Source organism: Streptomyces sp. NBC_00019 (genome assembly GCF_045041015.1).
Lineage (GTDB): Bacteria > Actinomycetota > Actinomycetes > Streptomycetales > Streptomycetaceae > Streptomyces.
The window spans coordinates 2741285-2755495 of record NZ_CP108302.1; the positions used below are offsets into that span (position 1 = coordinate 2741285).

The window sequence follows — 14211 nt, forward strand, 5'->3', positions numbered from 1 at the left end:
GGGCCCTTCGTATCCGATCGGACCCTGTGCGCGCACATCCAGCTGCCCTGCGAATCTCCGTGAATCTTCGTTCGAGAGGACCCGAAACCATGGCCGACGCCCCTGCCGGCAAGGTGACCTTCGTCGGTGCCGGCCCCGGCGCCGCCGACCTGCTGACGTTCCGTGCCGCGCGCGCGATCGCCGCGGCCGACGTCGTGATCTGGGCGGCCAGCCTGGTCCAGGCGGAGGTTCTGGAGCACGCCCGCGCAGGCGCGGAGATCCTCGACTCGGCGACCATGTCCCTGGAGGACGTCGTCGCCGTGTACGAGCGGGCCGTCACCGAGGGCCTCAATGTCGCCCGGATCCACTCCGGCGACCCCGCCCTGTGGGGCGGCACCCAGGAGCAGCTCGACCGGTGCGCCCGGATCGGTATCGCCACCGAGGTGATCCCCGGCGTCTCCGCCTTCTCCGCCGTCGCCGCGCTCGCCCAGCGCGAGCTGACCATCCCGGAGGTCGCGCAGTCCGTCGTCCTCACCCGGCTCGGCGGCGGCAAGACGCCGATGCCGCCCGGCGAGGAGGTGCGGGAGTTCGCCAAGCACGGGACCACCATGGCGATCTTCCTGTCGGCGGCCCGTAGTGGGCAGCTCGTGCGGGAGCTGCTCGAAGGCGGCTATCCGACCGCCACTCCCGTCGTCGTCGCCTACCAGGCCACCTGGCCCGAGGAGCTCATCGTGCGGTGCACGATCGAGACGCTGGAGGAGACCGTCAAGGAGCACAAGCTCTGGAAGCACACCCTCTTCCTCGTCGGCCCGGCGCTCGACGCCGAGGGCACCCGCTCGCACCTCTACCACCCCGGCCACTTCCACGGGTACCGCAAGGCCGACCCGGAGGCCCGCCGGGCGTTGCGGCAGCGGGGTGCGAGTACGTGATCACGGTCTTCGGTACGGGGACGGGGACGCCGGTTCCCGCCGATGTGCTGGCCGGGGCCCGGCTGGTCGTGGGCGGCCGGCGTCATCTGGCGTCCGCGGCGCTTCCCGGGGACGTGGAGCAGGTCGTCCTCGGGCCGCTCGCGCCCGCGCTGGACGTCATCGAGCGGCATCTGGACAAGCAGGACCGTGTGGTCGTGCTGGCCTCCGGCGACCCCGGGTTCTTCGGGATCGTACGGGTGCTGGCCGAGCGGTTCGGGGCCGAACGGCTCGATGTCCGTGCCGGGGTCTCCTCCGTCGCCGCCGCCTTCGCGCGCGCCGGGCTGCCGTGGGACGACGCCGTGGTGGTCAGCGCACACGGCAGGGACCTTCGTACGGCCGTCAACGTGTGCCGGGCGCGGCCCAAGGTCGCCGTGCTGACCGGGCCGGGGGCCGGGCCCGCGGAGATCGGGGCCGCGCTCAGGGCCGATGACCGGGTCCTCGTCGTGGCGTCCGCGCTCGGGTCGCGGGAGGAGCGCGTCGAGCGGGTCACGCCCGCCGAGGCCGCCGCCCGGGACTGGGGGACGGCGGTGAGCGTGGTGCTGTGTCTGGACGAGGCGCGGGCGCTCGGTGCCGTGCGGACGGTCGCCGGGGCCGCGTCCGGGCCCGTGCAATGGGCCCTGGACGAGGGTGAGTTCACCCATCGCGACTCGATGATCACCAAGTTCGAGGTGCGGGCGCTGGCGCTGGCCCGGCTCGGTCCCCGGCTCGGTGATCTGGTCTGGGACGTCGGCGCGGGCTCCGGTTCCGTGGCCGTGGAGTGCGCGCGGTTCGGGGCAGCCGTCGTCGCGGTCGAGAAGACCCGGGACGGCGTCGAGCGGATCCGCGCCAACGCGGCGGCGCACGGTGTCGACGTACGGGCCGTGCACGGGGCCGCGCCGACCGTGCTGTCCGATCTCGACGACCCGGACGCCGTGTTCATCGGTGGCGGGGGGCGTGAGCTGCCCGCCATCGTCACGGCGTGCGCGCGACGGGCCCGGCGGACGGTCGTGGTCGCGATGGCGGCGCTCGACCGGGTGCCGGGGGTGCGCGAGGCGCTCACCGGTGCCGGGTTCACCTGTGACGGGGTGCTGTTGCAGTCCTCGCGGCTCGCGCCGCTGCCGGGTGAGGTGACCCGGCTGGCGGCCACCAATCCTGTTTTTCTGTTGTGGGGGGTCCGAATCCCCGACCCTGAAGAAGGAGTTGCTCTGTGATCGGCCTCATTTCCGCCACCTCGGCGGGCGCGGCTGCGCGGGACCGGCTGGCCGCGGCGTGGCCGGAGCGGACGCGTGTGTACGAGGGTCCCGTCGGGGATGCCGTACGGGCCGCGTTCGCGGAGTGCGAGCAGCTCGTGTGTTTCCTCGCCACGGGGGCGGTGGTGCGGCTGGTCGCGCCGCTGCTCGGCGACAAGACGTCGGACCCGGGTGTGGTGTGTGTCGACGAGGGCGGGCGGTTCGCCGTGTCGCTGGTCGGCGGGCATGGCGGTGGCGCCAATGAACTCGCCCGTGAGGTCGGTGAGTTGCTGGGCGCGGAGCCCGTGGTGACGACGGCCACGGATGCCGTAGGGCTGCCGGGCCTGGACACGCTCGGGTTCCCGGTGGAGGGCGATGTCGCCGCGGTGTCGCGGGCCCTGCTCGACGGTGAACCGGTCGCTCTCAAGGCGGAGTTGACGTGGCCGCTGCCCGCGCTGAAGGTCACGGGGGAAGGCGACTACTCCGTCCGTCTCACCGACCGTCTCGTGGAGGCCACCGAGCGCGAGGTCGTGCTGCGACCGCCGTCCCTCGTCGTCGGGGTCGGTGCCTCGAAGGGGGCGCCGGTGGACGAGGTGCTGGGCCTGGTCGAGGGCGTGTTGCGGGGCGCCGGACTGTCGGCCGCGTCGGTCGCCGAACTGGCCACCGTGGACGCCAAGTCCGAGGAGCCCGGCATCGTCCGGGCGGCTCAGCGGCTCGGCGTGCCCCTGGTGACGTACTCCGCCGAGGAGTTGGCGTCCGTCGAGGTCCCGAACCCTTCCGACGCGCCCCTCGCCGCCGTGGGCACGCCGTCGGTGGCGGAGGCCGCCGCGCTCGTCCGAGGCGGCGAACTCCTCGTACCCAAGCGGAAGTCCGAGCGTAAGGACGGGCTGCCGGCCATGGCGACCTGTGCCGTCGTACGGCGTCCCGCGCGCGGCCGGCTCGCGGTCGTCGGGCTCGGTCCCGGCGCCCGGGACCTGCTCACGCCCCGCGCGAAGGCGGAGTTGCGGCGGGCTTCGGTGCTCGTCGGGCTGGACCAGTACGTCGACCAGATCCGTGATCTGCTGCGGCCCGGCACCCGGATCCTGGAGTCGGGGCTCGGGGCCGAGGAGGAGCGGGCGCGGACCGCTGTGGCGGAGGCCCGCAAGGGGCAGGCCGTCGCGCTGATCGGCAGCGGGGACGCGGGCGTGTACGCCATGGCCTCCCCCGCGCTCGCCGAGGCGTCCGACGACATCGACGTGATCGGCGTACCGGGTGTGACCGCCGCGCTCGCGGCCGCCGCGATCCTCGGTGCCCCGCTCGGCCACGACCATGTGTCGATCAGCCTCTCCGACCTGCACACTCCGTGGGAGGTCATCGAGCGGCGGGTGCGTGCGGCGGCGGAGGCGGACATCGTGGTCACCTTCTACAACCCCCGCTCGCGCGGCCGGGACTGGCAGCTGCCGAAGGCGCTCGCGATCCTCGCCGAGCACCGGGAGCCGACGACGCCGGTCGGTGTCGTACGGAACGCGTCGCGGCCGGACGAGTCCGGTCGTCTCACGTCGCTGGGCTCCCTGGACCCGGCGACGGTCGACATGATGACAGTGGTGACCGTGGGCAACACGGCGACCCGTGACATCGCGGGACGCATGGTGACGCCGCGCGGCTACCGCTGGCAGACGGCAGAGGAGGGCGCCAAGTGATCCGTGAGGTCCATCCGATCGAGGTGGAGTCCTACCGGCGGCTGCGCGCCCGCCTGGACACCTCGCACTTCCCGCCGCTGACCCGGTCAGTGGTCGAGAGGGTCATCCACTCCGCCGCCGACCTGGAGTACGCGAGCGATCTCGTCATGGACGAGGGCGAGCTGGAGAAGGCACACGCGGCCCTGCACGGCGGTGCGCCCGTCGTCGTGGACGTGGAGATGGTCGCGGCCGGCATCACCCGGCGCGAGACCGTCTGCCGGCTGAGGGACGCCGTGGCCGGTGCGGGGCTGACCCGTTCCGCGCACGCCGTCCGGCTCGCCTACGAGCAGGTCGGACCCGGCGCCCTGTGGGTCATCGGCAACGCGCCCACCGCGCTGGAGGAGCTGCTGACCCTGGACGCCGCCCCGGCGCTCGTCATCGGTCTGCCCGTCGGCTTCGTCGGCGCGGTCGAGTCCAAGGCCGCGCTGCGCGAGAGCGGGCTGCCCGCCGTGAGCAACGTGTCCGAGAAGGGCGGCTCCGCGGTCGCCTCGGCCGCGCTCAACGCCCTGCTGTACCACCCCGTTTCGTCTTCCGAGGAGAAATCGTGACCACCCCCCAGCCCGCCCTGCTCATCGCCGGACATGGCACCCGGGACGAGGCCGGAGCCGAGGCGTTCCGCGACTTCGTACGGGAGCTGGGGCGCCGTAACCCCGAGCTGCCCGTCGCGGGCGGCTTCATCGAGCTGTCCCCACCGCCGCTGGGCGATGCCGTCGCCGAGCTGGTGGAGCGGGGTGTACGACGGTTCGCCGCCGTTCCGCTGATGCTGGTGTCCGCCGGGCACGCCAAGGGTGACATCCCGGCGGCGCTGGCCCGCGAGAAGGAGCGGCACCCCGGGATCTCGTACACCTACGGCCGTCCGCTGGGCCCACACCCGGCGTTGCTGTCGGTGCTGGAGCGGCGGCTGGACGAGGCGCTCGGCTCCGCCGAGCGCTCCCCCGGTGACCGTTCGGACGTGACCGTGCTGCTCGTCGGGCGCGGCTCGACCGACCCGGACGCCAACGCCGAGGTGTACAAGGCGGCCCGGCTGCTGTGGGAGGGGCGCGGGTACGCGGGCGTGGAGACGGCGTTCGTGTCGCTGGCCGCGCCGGACGTGCCGAGCGGGCTCGACCGCTGTGTGAAGCTGGGCGCGCGGCAGATCGTCGTGCTCCCCTACTTCCTGTTCACCGGCATCCTCCCGGAGCGGGTCCGGCAGCAGACCGAGGGCTGGGCGGCCGCCCACCCGGAGGTCGAGGTGCACTCGGCGGACGTCATCGGTCCGGAGCCGGAGCTCCTCGACCTGGTGATGGAGCGGTACCGGGAGGCCATCGCGGGCGATCTGCGGATGAACTGCGACTCGTGCGTGTACCGCATCGCCCTGCCGGGCTTCGAGGACAAGGTCGGTCTGCCGCAGCAGCCGCACTTCCACCCCGACGACGACGGCCACCATCACCACCACGGACACCACCATGGCACCCACTCACATGCGCACTGACGCGGAGGGTGCGGCGCCGCACGACCTCCGCCACCACGGCGACGCCGAGGTCCGCGACGACGGGGCCCGGCTCGCCGACCTCGCCGTGAACGTCCGCGCGAACACGCCCCCAGCGTGGCTGCGGGAGCGGATCGCCGAGTCGCTGACCGGCCTGGCCGCCTACCCGGACGGCCGGGACGCACGGGCGGCGGTGGCGGCCCGGCACGGCCTCCCGACGGACCGCGTGCTGCTGACGGCGGGCGCGGCGGAAGCCTTCGTGCTGCTCGCCCGCGCCCTGGAGGCCCGTCAACCGCTCGTCGTGCACCCGCAGTTCACGGAACCGGAGGCGGCGCTGCGGGACGCGGGCCACACGGTCGACCGGCTGCTGCTGCGCCAGGAGGACGGCTTCCACCTGGACCCGGCGGCCGTCCCGGCGGACGCGGACCTCGTGGTGATCGGCAACCCGACCAACCCCACGTCCGTCCTGCACCCCGCCGACACCATCGCCCGACTGGCCCGCCCAGGGCGGACGCTGGTGGTGGACGAGGCGTTCATGGACGCGGTGCCGGGCGAGCGGGAGGCCCTGGCGGGCCGCACGGACATCCCGGGCCTGGTCGTCCTGCGCAGCCTGACGAAGACCTGGGGTCTGGCGGGCCTGCGCATCGGCTACGTCCTGGCCGCCCCGGAGACCATCGCGGAGCTGGAGCGCGCCCAGCCCCTGTGGCCGGTGTCCACCCCGGCCCTGGCGGCGGCCCAGGCCTGCATGGAACCGCAGGCCCTGGCCGAGGCGGCCCACGCGGCCCACCGCATCGCCGCCGACCGCGCCCATCTCGTCGCCGGACTACGGGAGTTCGCCCCGGACGGCCTGACGGTGGCCGAACCGGCGGAGGGCCCCTTCGTCCTCGTACGGCTGCCTCGTGCGGCCGCCGTGCGCCGGCACTTGCGCGACCTCGGTTTCGCGGTGCGGCGCGGGGACACGTTCCCGGGCCTGGACGAGGAGTGGCTGCGGCTGGCGGTGCGGGACCGGGTGACGGTCAACTCGTTCCTCCAGGCGCTGGATCAGGCGATGGTCCTGGCGAAGTACTGACCCGCTCCCGGGTTCCGTCCGGGAAGCGGATGTCGATGGCGCCCTCGGCGTCGACGGTGACGCTCGCGCCGGTGGTGCGGGCGTCCCCCTTGGTCAGGACGACGAGGGTGACCAGGAGCGGGCCGGTGCCTTCGAGGACGGGGGTCGCGGAGTGGCGTCCGTAGGCGTTGGCGTCGAGGGTGCGTACGACCGTGCCCTCGGCGTCGCCCCAGCCGTGCAGGGCGACGAGGGCGCTGGTGAGGCCGTCGGTGCGGCGGGCGAGGGCGCGGCCGGGGCCGGTCTGCGCGTGGGGTGCTGCGGTGTCGTCGGCGACGGCCCAACCCCCTTCGCGCACAGGTGAGTTGCCCGGGACCCGGTGGACCCGCACTTCCCATGGTCCGTGCACGACGCTCACCGTCTCGATCCCCGTGGCCTGGCTGGAGGCGGCGCGTCGGCCCTCGACGCCCAGGGGGTGGATGCGGCCCCGTTCGGACGGTGTCCCGTCCGGGCCGAGGAGGGCGATGTGGTTGTCGGGCCCGATCGGTGTGTCCGGGGCGGTGGCGCTGGAGTAGGCGAGCTTGGCGTAGTGCGGGCTGTCCTCGTCCGTGGCCGGTGGGGGCGGGAGGCGGTCGCTGCCGTGGTTGACGAGCCGGACGATCCCGTCGGCCGCCGTGGAGTGCAGCAGCCAGCCCGGGGCGGGCAGGGCGAGGGTGGAGTCGGCGGTATCGACGGGGCCGGGTTCCTCGGTGGCCGTCCACACGGGGTGGGTCTCGGGCAGGAGGAGGCCGAGGAAGGCCTTGCTCGCCCAGTACGGGGAGGCGGGGCCCGAGTAGCGCTGGGTGACCGGGAGGAAGGGCCGGTACCAGCCGAGGCTGAGCAGGCCCCGCTCGTCTGGGGCGCCTCGCTCGGCGAAGTGCTTCAGGGTGCCGGAGGCCAGGCGCCGGGTGCGGCCGGGCGGCAGCGGGGTGGCGTCGCCGAGGGCGCCGGCCCAGAGGGGGGCGGCCGCGGCGAAGCGGTAGGTGAGGGAGCGGCCCTGGTGGACGGGGGCGCCGTCCGAACCGAAGAAGTACTGGTGGGCGGTGAGGAATTCACGCAGGCGGGCGCGGTGTCGGGCGACGGTGCCGACGTCCGCACGGGGGCCGGCGATCCGCGCCCACAGCACCGGGTACAGGTGCAGCGCCCAGGCGTTGTAGTAGTCGAACTTCTTGCCCTCACCGTCGGTGTACCAGCCCCCGCCCCGGTACCAGTCGTCCAGCCTGGCGAGCCCGGCGTCGATCTCGCCACGGCTGTGCGGGGCACCGACGGAGGCGAGGAACTCCTCCGTGATGACCTGGAAGAGCCGCCAGTTGGAGTCATTGGCGACAGCACCGACGAAGTGGCCCAGCCACTCGGTGACTTGACCTCGTACGGTGTCATCCAGCTGATCCCAGAGCCAGGGCCGCGACTCGTGCAGCGCGATGGCGATCGAGGCGGCCTCGACCATCGGCTGCCCCCGGTCGGTGATGGGCGGCCAGCGCTCATCACCGTACGGATCGGTACCGGCGGCCAGTCCGGCCGCGTACCGCTCGACGAGGGCGGGGTCGACCCGGCCCTCGGCACCCGCGATACGGAACGCGGCGAGCAGAAAGGACCGGGCGAACCCTTCGAGCCCGTCGGACCAGGGGCCGGAGTGGCTGGGAGGCCCGGGGAGCCGGTACTGGGCGTAGTTCGGAGAGGCGTAGGGCAGTAGGCCACCGAGAAGCCGGTCGGCGAGGGCTTCCCAGTGAGCGCGGGTCCAGCCGGTGAGGGGAGAGGTCTCCAGGTCCTGGGGTGGAAGGTCGGGAAGCTGCGTCGGGTCGTCAGGGGGCGACACATACGGCGCGGTCATACGGGACTGAGCCCTCCGCTTCTGTTCAAGGGGCGGTCGGTCAACATGCCTAGGGGCGCGGGGCCGTATCGATATGCGGCTCCGCCGCGGGGGCGCGACCAGCCCCCACGAGCCCGCAGCTTCACGACGGCCTCCCCAGCGGTGCGACACTGCTGCGAACGACGATGTGCGTGCCCAGCAGGTGATGGCTCCCGGCCGCACTGTCCGGATCCCGCAGAGCGATCCGCACGGCAGCCCGCCCCAACTCCTCCGCAGGCGTACGGACAGTGGTCAGCGGCGGATTGAAGTCCTCGGCGAGCGGGATGTCGTTGTAACCCACGACGGAGATGTCCTCCGGCACCCTCAGCCCCGCATCGGCGATCGCGCGGAGCACCCCCGCCGCGACCATGTCATCACCGGCCACGACAGCGGTGAACTCCCGTGTCTCCTTGAGCAGTTCGGTCATGGCCCGCAACCCGGCCGCCCGTCCGAGCCCGCAGTCGACGACACGCGCGGCCTCCCCGGGCAGCCCGTGCTCGGCGAGCGCCGCACGGTAGCCGGCGACACGAGCATCCAGAGCCGTGTTCCCGGGCAGTCCGCCGAGGAAGACGATCCGACGATGCCCGGCCGACAACAGGTGCCCCGTGATCGCGCGCGCCCCCGCCTCGTTGTCGAACTCCACGACCAGTGCCGGGATCTCCGGATCCGGGGCCGGACGTCCGCACAGCACGAGCCGCGCGCCCGACGAGTCCAGCGCCTGCGCATAGTGAGCCACCCGCGAGCGGTACGCGTCGTCCTCGACCACGCCGCCCACCAGAATCACCAGCCGCGCCCCCTCCTCCCGCATGAGCTGCACGAACTCCATCTCCCGCTGCGGATCCCCACCGGTGGCCCCCACGACGCACAGCCACCCCCGGTCGGCGGCCTCGGCCTCGACGCCCTCGGCGACCTGGGCGTAGAAGGGGCTGGTGACCTGTCGGACGACGACCGCGGCCATCTTCCGGCCACCCCCCACCAGCGCCCGCGCATGCGCGTTGGCGACATAGTCGAGGTCACGCGCGGCACGCAGCACGCGGGCCCGGGTCGCGGGTGGCACAGGATGGTTCCCGGTGAGCGCACGCGACGCCGTCGCCGTCGAGACACCCGCCCGCTCGGCGACCTCGCGGATCGTGACCCGTCCCTTGCCTGTCATACCGTTCCCCATCCCCCGCGCCTCTCGCTCCACCGGCGGAGCGTCACGTATTGGCCGCATAGTCCTTCGCGAACTCCTCGGCCATTCTGTCGCCGCCCCGCGATCGCCACTTCTTCACGGCCGCGTCCCACTCCGTCAGCGAGATCCGTCCGGCGACGATCCCGGTGACCGTGTCGTCGAGCATCGCCTTGAGTGTGGTCCCCTGTGCGTTCTTCGTACGGGACTGGAGTCCGTACGAGGCGTTGCGGACGGCGTGCGGCACCGTCTGCTGCTGCCAGGCGTGCAGGGCCCGTACGGCATCCGGCATCCCCGGGACGAACAGCACCTGCGGGCCTTCGGCGAGGTACTTCAGCGGCAGGTTGGTGTTGTTCTCGACCTCGCCGAGCTTGGTGGGCTGCGGGGAGCCGTCCTTGCCGCGGGTGAAGTGGGTGCCCTCGACGCCGTAGTGGACGAGCTCCCACTCCTTGCTGCCGAAGGGGGCGGCGAGGTAGTCGAGGATGCGCAGGAGCAGCTCGACACGTTCCTTCTTCGCCTTCTTCAGGACGGTGTAGCCGAAGGAGCGGCGGGCGGCGACGATGCCGCCGGGGGTGCCGTCGACGCTGTACGGGAGGGCGGCGGCCGGGGTCAACTTGCCCTGGCTCTCACGGTACTTGGGGAGGTAGGCGCCGAAGCCGTCCTGCATGGAGCCGACGGTGCCGTTGTAGAAGAGGGTCGTCAGGTCGATCTGGGAGATGGAGGTCGCGTCCGGGTGGTACGCGCCTCCCTTGCGCAGTCCGGCCTGGAAGGCGATCGCGGCCTTGAAGCGTTCGTCGGCCCAACCCGGCTGGAAGGCACCGGACTTGGTGACGGCCCACTCCTGGGGTGCGTTGTGCGCGGCGGAGTGCACGGCGTTGCCGAACAGGGATCCCTGGGCGGCGCCGAGCGCGTAGGTACGGCCGCTCGTGGCCTTCTTGGCGACGGCCGCGAAGTCCTCGGAGGTCCAGCCCTCCGTCATGCCGGCGTCGGTGAACATCCCCTGGTTGAGCCAGAGGGTGGAGCCGGGCAGCGGGCGTTCCAGGGGGATGCCGTAGACGCGGCCGCCGATGCGGCCCATGTCCCGCCAGGCGTGGGTGGGGATGTTGGCGAGGTTGGGGTAGTCGGCGACGGCCGCGCCCGAGAGGAACGGGGTGAGGTCCTCGGCCCTGCGCTGCACGAACTCGGCCTCACGGGGCAGGACGAACCCGGAGAACATGTTGATGATGTCCGGCAGGCTGTCGGGGTCGCCCGCCATCACCGTCGCCATCTTCTTCTGGTAGTCGGCCTGGGAGATGATCGTGTACTCGATCTTCACGCCGAGGGCCTTCTCGACGGTCGCCCAGAACTGGTTGGCGGAGGCCGGCTTGGGCGGCGTGCCGAAGGACACCGACATGACCTTGACCGTGGAGCCGTCGCCCGGAGTGCGGGCGACGGACTTCACCAACTCGGCGGGGTAGGCGGTGTATCCGGCCTGGACACCGGCGTCGGTGGGAGCCAGGTCGGGCTTGGGGCCGGTGGCGGGCCGATACGACGGCCAGGGGGCGAGCTTCTTGCCGGCGTTGGAGACGTCGCTGTCGCCGGAGCCGGTGGAACAGGCCGTCAGTACGCCCGGGACGGCGACGGCGGCCATGGAGCCGAGCAGGGTGCGACGGGACATGCGGGGCATGGGTGAATCACCTCGTGTCAGCTTGTGGGAGCTTGCGTCAGCTCTTGATGGCGCCGGTGAGCACGCCCTTGGTGAAGTACTTCTGCAGGAAGGGGTAGACGAGCAGGATCGGCACGGTGGCGATCACCAGGACCGCCATCTGCACGGTCTGCGGGGCAGTGATCGTGCCCTCGCCGGTGGTCGCGTCGGTGAGTCCGGAGCCGGCCACCACGTAGGTGCGCAGCACCTGTTGGAGGGGCCAGTGGTCGCTCTCCAGATAGAGCGAGGCGTAGAACCAGGAGTTCCAGTACGCCACCGCGTAGAAGAGTCCCACGACCGCCAACGCGGCCTTGGACAGCGGCAGTACGACGGAGAAGAGCACCCGCCAGTCCCCCGCCCCGTCCAGGCGTGCGGCCTCGTACAGCTCCTCGGGGATGCCCTGGAAGAAGCCGCGCAGGACGACGAGGTTGAAGACGTTCACGAGGACCGGCAGGACGAGCGAGGCGTAACTGTCCAGCAGGCCCAGCTCCTTGACCAGCAGGAAGCTCGGGATCATGCCGGGCGGGAAGAGGAACGTGAACAGGACGAGCAGCAGGACGGGCCTGCCGCCGAAGACGCCGGGGCGGGACAGGGCGTAGGCGAGGGTGACCGTGCAGGCGAGGCTGAGCAGGGTGCCGACGATCGTGACGCCCGCGCTGACGCCGAGGGCGTGGGTGACGATGCCGCCGTCGAGGATGTCGCGGTAGGCGTCGAGCGAGGGCTCGGTCGGCCAGAGCACCCAGCCGCCGTTGGCCACGACCTCGTCGGTGGAGGCGAGCGAGGTCGAGACGATGACGAGGAACGGGACGCAGACCAGGAGGACGACGGCCACGAGGGCGAGGGCCTTGGCTGCCTGGGTCAGCGGCTTCGGCGTCTCCATCCAGCCGGGCCGTATGTGGCTGCTCACTTGTAGACCCCCTGTTCGCCGAGGCGGTGGGCGACCTTGTTGGCGGCGTAGACGAGGAGGGCGCCGACGACGCCCTTGAACAGGCCCGCGGCGGCCGCGAATCCGTAGTCGCCGCCGACGATGCCCTGGTAGTAGACGAAGGTGTCGATGATCTCTGCGGCCTCCGGGCCGACCGCGTCGCGCTGGAGCAGCATCTGCTCGAAGCCGACGGAGAGGATCTCGCCGAGCCGCATGATCAGCAGCAGCACGATCACCGGGCGGATGGCGGGCAGCGTGACGTGCCAGAAGCGCCGCCAGGGGCCGGCGCCGTCGATCGCGGCGGCCTCGTACTGCTGCTCGTCGACCTGGGCGAGGGCGGCGAGGAAGATGATCGTGCCCCAGCCGGCGTCCTTCCAGACGACCTGGGCGACGACGAGCGGCTTGAAGGCGTCGGGGTTGCCGATGATGTCGACGGTGTGCAGGCCCATGCCGTCCAGGCCGGAGTTGAGCAGCCCGGTGTCGCCGAGGAGCTGCTGGAAGAGGGCGACGACGATCACCCACGAGATGAAGTGCGGGAGATACGCCACCGACTGCACGAACCGGCGGACGCTGCTCCAGGTGAGGCTGTGCAGGAGCAGGGCGAGGGCGAGCGGCACCGGGAAGAAGAAGACCAGCTGGAGGACGGAGATCCAGAGGGTGTTGAGGACCGAGTCCCAGAACGCCCCGTCCTCGAACATCCGCTGGAAGTTGCCGAGTCCGACCCAAGGGCTGCCCCAGATGCCGTCGAAGGGGACGTACTCCTTGAAGGCGATGACGTTGCCGACGAGGGCGCCGTAGTGGAAGAGCAGGAAGTAGGCGAGGCCGGGCAGCATGAGCAGGACCAGGGATCGTGAGCCCCTGCCCTGAAAACCTTTTCGCCGTCGGGGCGCACCGCCGGATCGACGGCGCGCCTCCTTCACCTCCTCGGTACCTGCACGTTCCCGTAGTACAGCGGCCACGGGTCCCCCTCACGTCTCGAAGTCGGAGCGAGAGGAAGTTAAAACGTTTTCATTGGTCGGTCAACAGCTCTGACAGAGAAAGGCTGTTGACCTTCGGGACCCCGGGATCAGTTCCTGGCGCGGCGGGCGACTGCGACCGCTCCCCCGCCGGCGAGGAGCAGGGCGAGGGCGCCGCCCACGATGTACGGGGTCGTCGAGCTACCGCCGGTTTCGGCCAACCCGGCCTCGGCCGGGGCGCCTTGGGGCTCCACGTCTCCCGCGGGGGTGGTCGCGGCGGCGGGTGCGGCCGGGGCCTCGCAGGTGGCTTTCGCCAGCGTCAGGGACCCCTCGACCTCGGCCACGTTGAGCTTCAACGGGTTGATGGAGACGGTGAGTTCGAGGGCGGTGGCGGCTGCCGTGTCCGTGGTGGTCTCGGTCTTGGAGAGGTCGAGACGGACCTCTCCGACGCCGGGCACCTTGACCTCGGTCGGGCCGCCGGCGGTGAGCGTGACCTTCTCGCCGAGGACGGTGACCGAGCCCAGCAGGTTGGAGGTGGCGGTCGGGGTCCTGCCGGCCTCGCACGTCGCCTTGGAGGTGACCGTGCCGAGCTCGATGAGCGAGAGCAGGGGCAGGCCGGGGACATGGAGCTTGGCGTGGGCGAGGGTGGTGGAGGCTTCGGCCCTGGTGTCGATCACGTCCGCCTTCGCCGACGCCACCTGCGCGTCGAGCACGCTGAAGGCCTTTCCGCCGTCGACGCCGTTCAACTGGGCGCTCAGCACGGTCTTTTCGGCGCTCTGCGGCGCCTGCACTTCGTTGAGGGAGACCACGAGTGGCACGTTCACGGTCTTGTTGAGCAGGGACACGTCGAGCCCGGTGCGCAGGACGACGGCGCTCGCACGTCCTTCGTCACCGGTCGCGTGTGCGGAGCCGGCACCGGCCAGGACCGCGGGACCTGCGGCCAGGGCCGTGGCCGTCGCGACGGTCGCGAGACGGCGTGCGGGCATGCGGAAGTTCTTGCCGTTCAAGGTGGGGACCCCTCAGAGGAGACTTGCTCGGGACCCGGCAAGAATTACGTACTCAGAGTGAACAGTCAGCAGTCCGGCGGGACTTCACCCCAACGTGCTGTTTCCGTGAACCTTTTCGAATCGTGCGGCACGGGTGTTCCTCGAAGTCACCCCTGTACCCCCATGTGTGCGAGCGCCCCCGTTGACGCGCCGGTTCG

Annotated in this window: 12 protein-coding genes; 6 read left to right on the forward strand and 6 right to left on the reverse strand. The window is 71.9% G+C overall.

The features are described 5' to 3' along the window. Positions 1-89 precede the first annotated feature (89 nt). The 6 genes from cobM to cobC are packed head-to-tail and all read left to right on the forward strand — an operon-like array spanning position 90 to position 6410. Positions 90-908, forward strand: a complete 819-nt coding sequence (cobM, locus tag OHU89_RS13140; protein ID WP_266894197.1) for a precorrin-4 C(11)-methyltransferase — start codon at positions 90-92, stop codon at positions 906-908. After that, positions 905-2137, forward strand: a complete 1233-nt coding sequence (gene cbiE / locus OHU89_RS13145) for a precorrin-6y C5,15-methyltransferase (decarboxylating) subunit CbiE (RefSeq protein ID WP_405642574.1) — start codon at positions 905-907, stop codon at positions 2135-2137. The genes cobM and cbiE overlap by 4 nt, the downstream gene beginning before the upstream one ends. Continuing rightward, positions 2134-3834, forward strand: coding sequence for a precorrin-3B C(17)-methyltransferase (cobJ, locus tag OHU89_RS13150; protein ID WP_405642576.1), 1701 nt, complete (start codon positions 2134-2136; stop codon positions 3832-3834). Before cbiE ends, cobJ begins: the two co-directional genes overlap by 4 nt. Continuing rightward, complete coding sequence (locus OHU89_RS13155; protein WP_267016263.1) at positions 3831-4421, forward strand: precorrin-8X methylmutase; 591 nt, start codon at positions 3831-3833, stop codon at positions 4419-4421. The genes cobJ and OHU89_RS13155 overlap by 4 nt, the downstream gene beginning before the upstream one ends. Further along, a complete protein-coding gene (locus tag OHU89_RS13160; RefSeq protein WP_405642578.1) occupies positions 4418-5344 on the forward strand; it encodes a sirohydrochlorin chelatase in 927 nt (308 codons plus the stop codon). The genes OHU89_RS13155 and OHU89_RS13160 overlap by 4 nt, the downstream gene beginning before the upstream one ends. Then, positions 5319-6410 (forward strand): Rv2231c family pyridoxal phosphate-dependent protein CobC, encoded by a 1092-nt coding sequence (cobC, locus tag OHU89_RS13165; protein ID WP_405642580.1) that lies wholly within the window; start codon positions 5319-5321, stop codon positions 6408-6410. The genes OHU89_RS13160 and cobC overlap by 26 nt, the downstream gene beginning before the upstream one ends. Here cobC and OHU89_RS13170 read toward each other — a convergent pair. The 6 genes from OHU89_RS13170 to OHU89_RS13195 form a co-directional block, all read right to left on the reverse strand. Further along, positions 6358-8256 carry a DUF2264 domain-containing protein gene (locus OHU89_RS13170; protein WP_405642582.1) on the reverse strand — a complete coding sequence of 633 codons (1899 nt, stop codon included), beginning with the start codon at positions 8254-8256 and terminating at the stop codon, positions 6358-6360. The genes cobC and OHU89_RS13170 overlap by 53 nt on opposite strands. 121 nt (positions 8257-8377) lie before the next feature. Continuing rightward, positions 8378-9427: a LacI family DNA-binding transcriptional regulator gene (locus OHU89_RS13175; RefSeq protein WP_405642584.1), complete on the reverse strand. Its 1050-nt coding sequence runs from the start codon at positions 9425-9427 to the stop codon at positions 8378-8380. 43 nt (positions 9428-9470) lie between these two features. After that, positions 9471-11108 carry a sugar ABC transporter substrate-binding protein gene (locus OHU89_RS13180; RefSeq protein WP_405642586.1) on the reverse strand — a complete coding sequence of 546 codons (1638 nt, stop codon included), beginning with the start codon at positions 11106-11108 and terminating at the stop codon, positions 9471-9473. Between the two features lie 37 nt (positions 11109-11145). Next, positions 11146-12033 (reverse strand): carbohydrate ABC transporter permease, encoded by an 888-nt coding sequence (locus OHU89_RS13185; RefSeq protein WP_405642588.1) that lies wholly within the window; start codon positions 12031-12033, stop codon positions 11146-11148. Next, entirely contained in the window at positions 12030-12884 is an 855-nt protein-coding gene (locus tag OHU89_RS13190; protein ID WP_405642590.1) for an ABC transporter permease, read from the reverse strand. Before OHU89_RS13190 ends, OHU89_RS13185 begins: the two co-directional genes overlap by 4 nt. Before the next feature lie 233 nt (positions 12885-13117). Next, entirely contained in the window at positions 13118-14014 is an 897-nt protein-coding gene (locus OHU89_RS13195; protein WP_405642592.1) for an SCO1860 family LAETG-anchored protein, read from the reverse strand. Positions 14015-14211 lie beyond the last annotated feature (197 nt).

Coding starts and splice junctions, on each gene's coding strand:
- cobM (WP_266894197.1), top strand. CDS start 90: ATGGCCGACGCCCCTGCCGGCAAGGTGACCTTCGTCGGTGCCGGCCCC.
- cobC (WP_405642580.1), top strand. CDS start 5,319: ATGGCACCCACTCACATGCGCACTGACGCGGAGGGTGCGGCGCCGCAC.
- OHU89_RS13170 (WP_405642582.1), bottom strand. CDS start 8,256: ATGACCGCGCCGTATGTGTCGCCCCCTGACGACCCGACGCAGCTTCCC.
- OHU89_RS13175 (WP_405642584.1), bottom strand. CDS start 9,427: ATGACAGGCAAGGGACGGGTCACGATCCGCGAGGTCGCCGAGCGGGCG.
- OHU89_RS13180 (WP_405642586.1), bottom strand. CDS start 11,108: ATGCCCCGCATGTCCCGTCGCACCCTGCTCGGCTCCATGGCCGCCGTC.
- OHU89_RS13190 (WP_405642590.1), bottom strand. CDS start 12,884: ATGCTGCCCGGCCTCGCCTACTTCCTGCTCTTCCACTACGGCGCCCTC.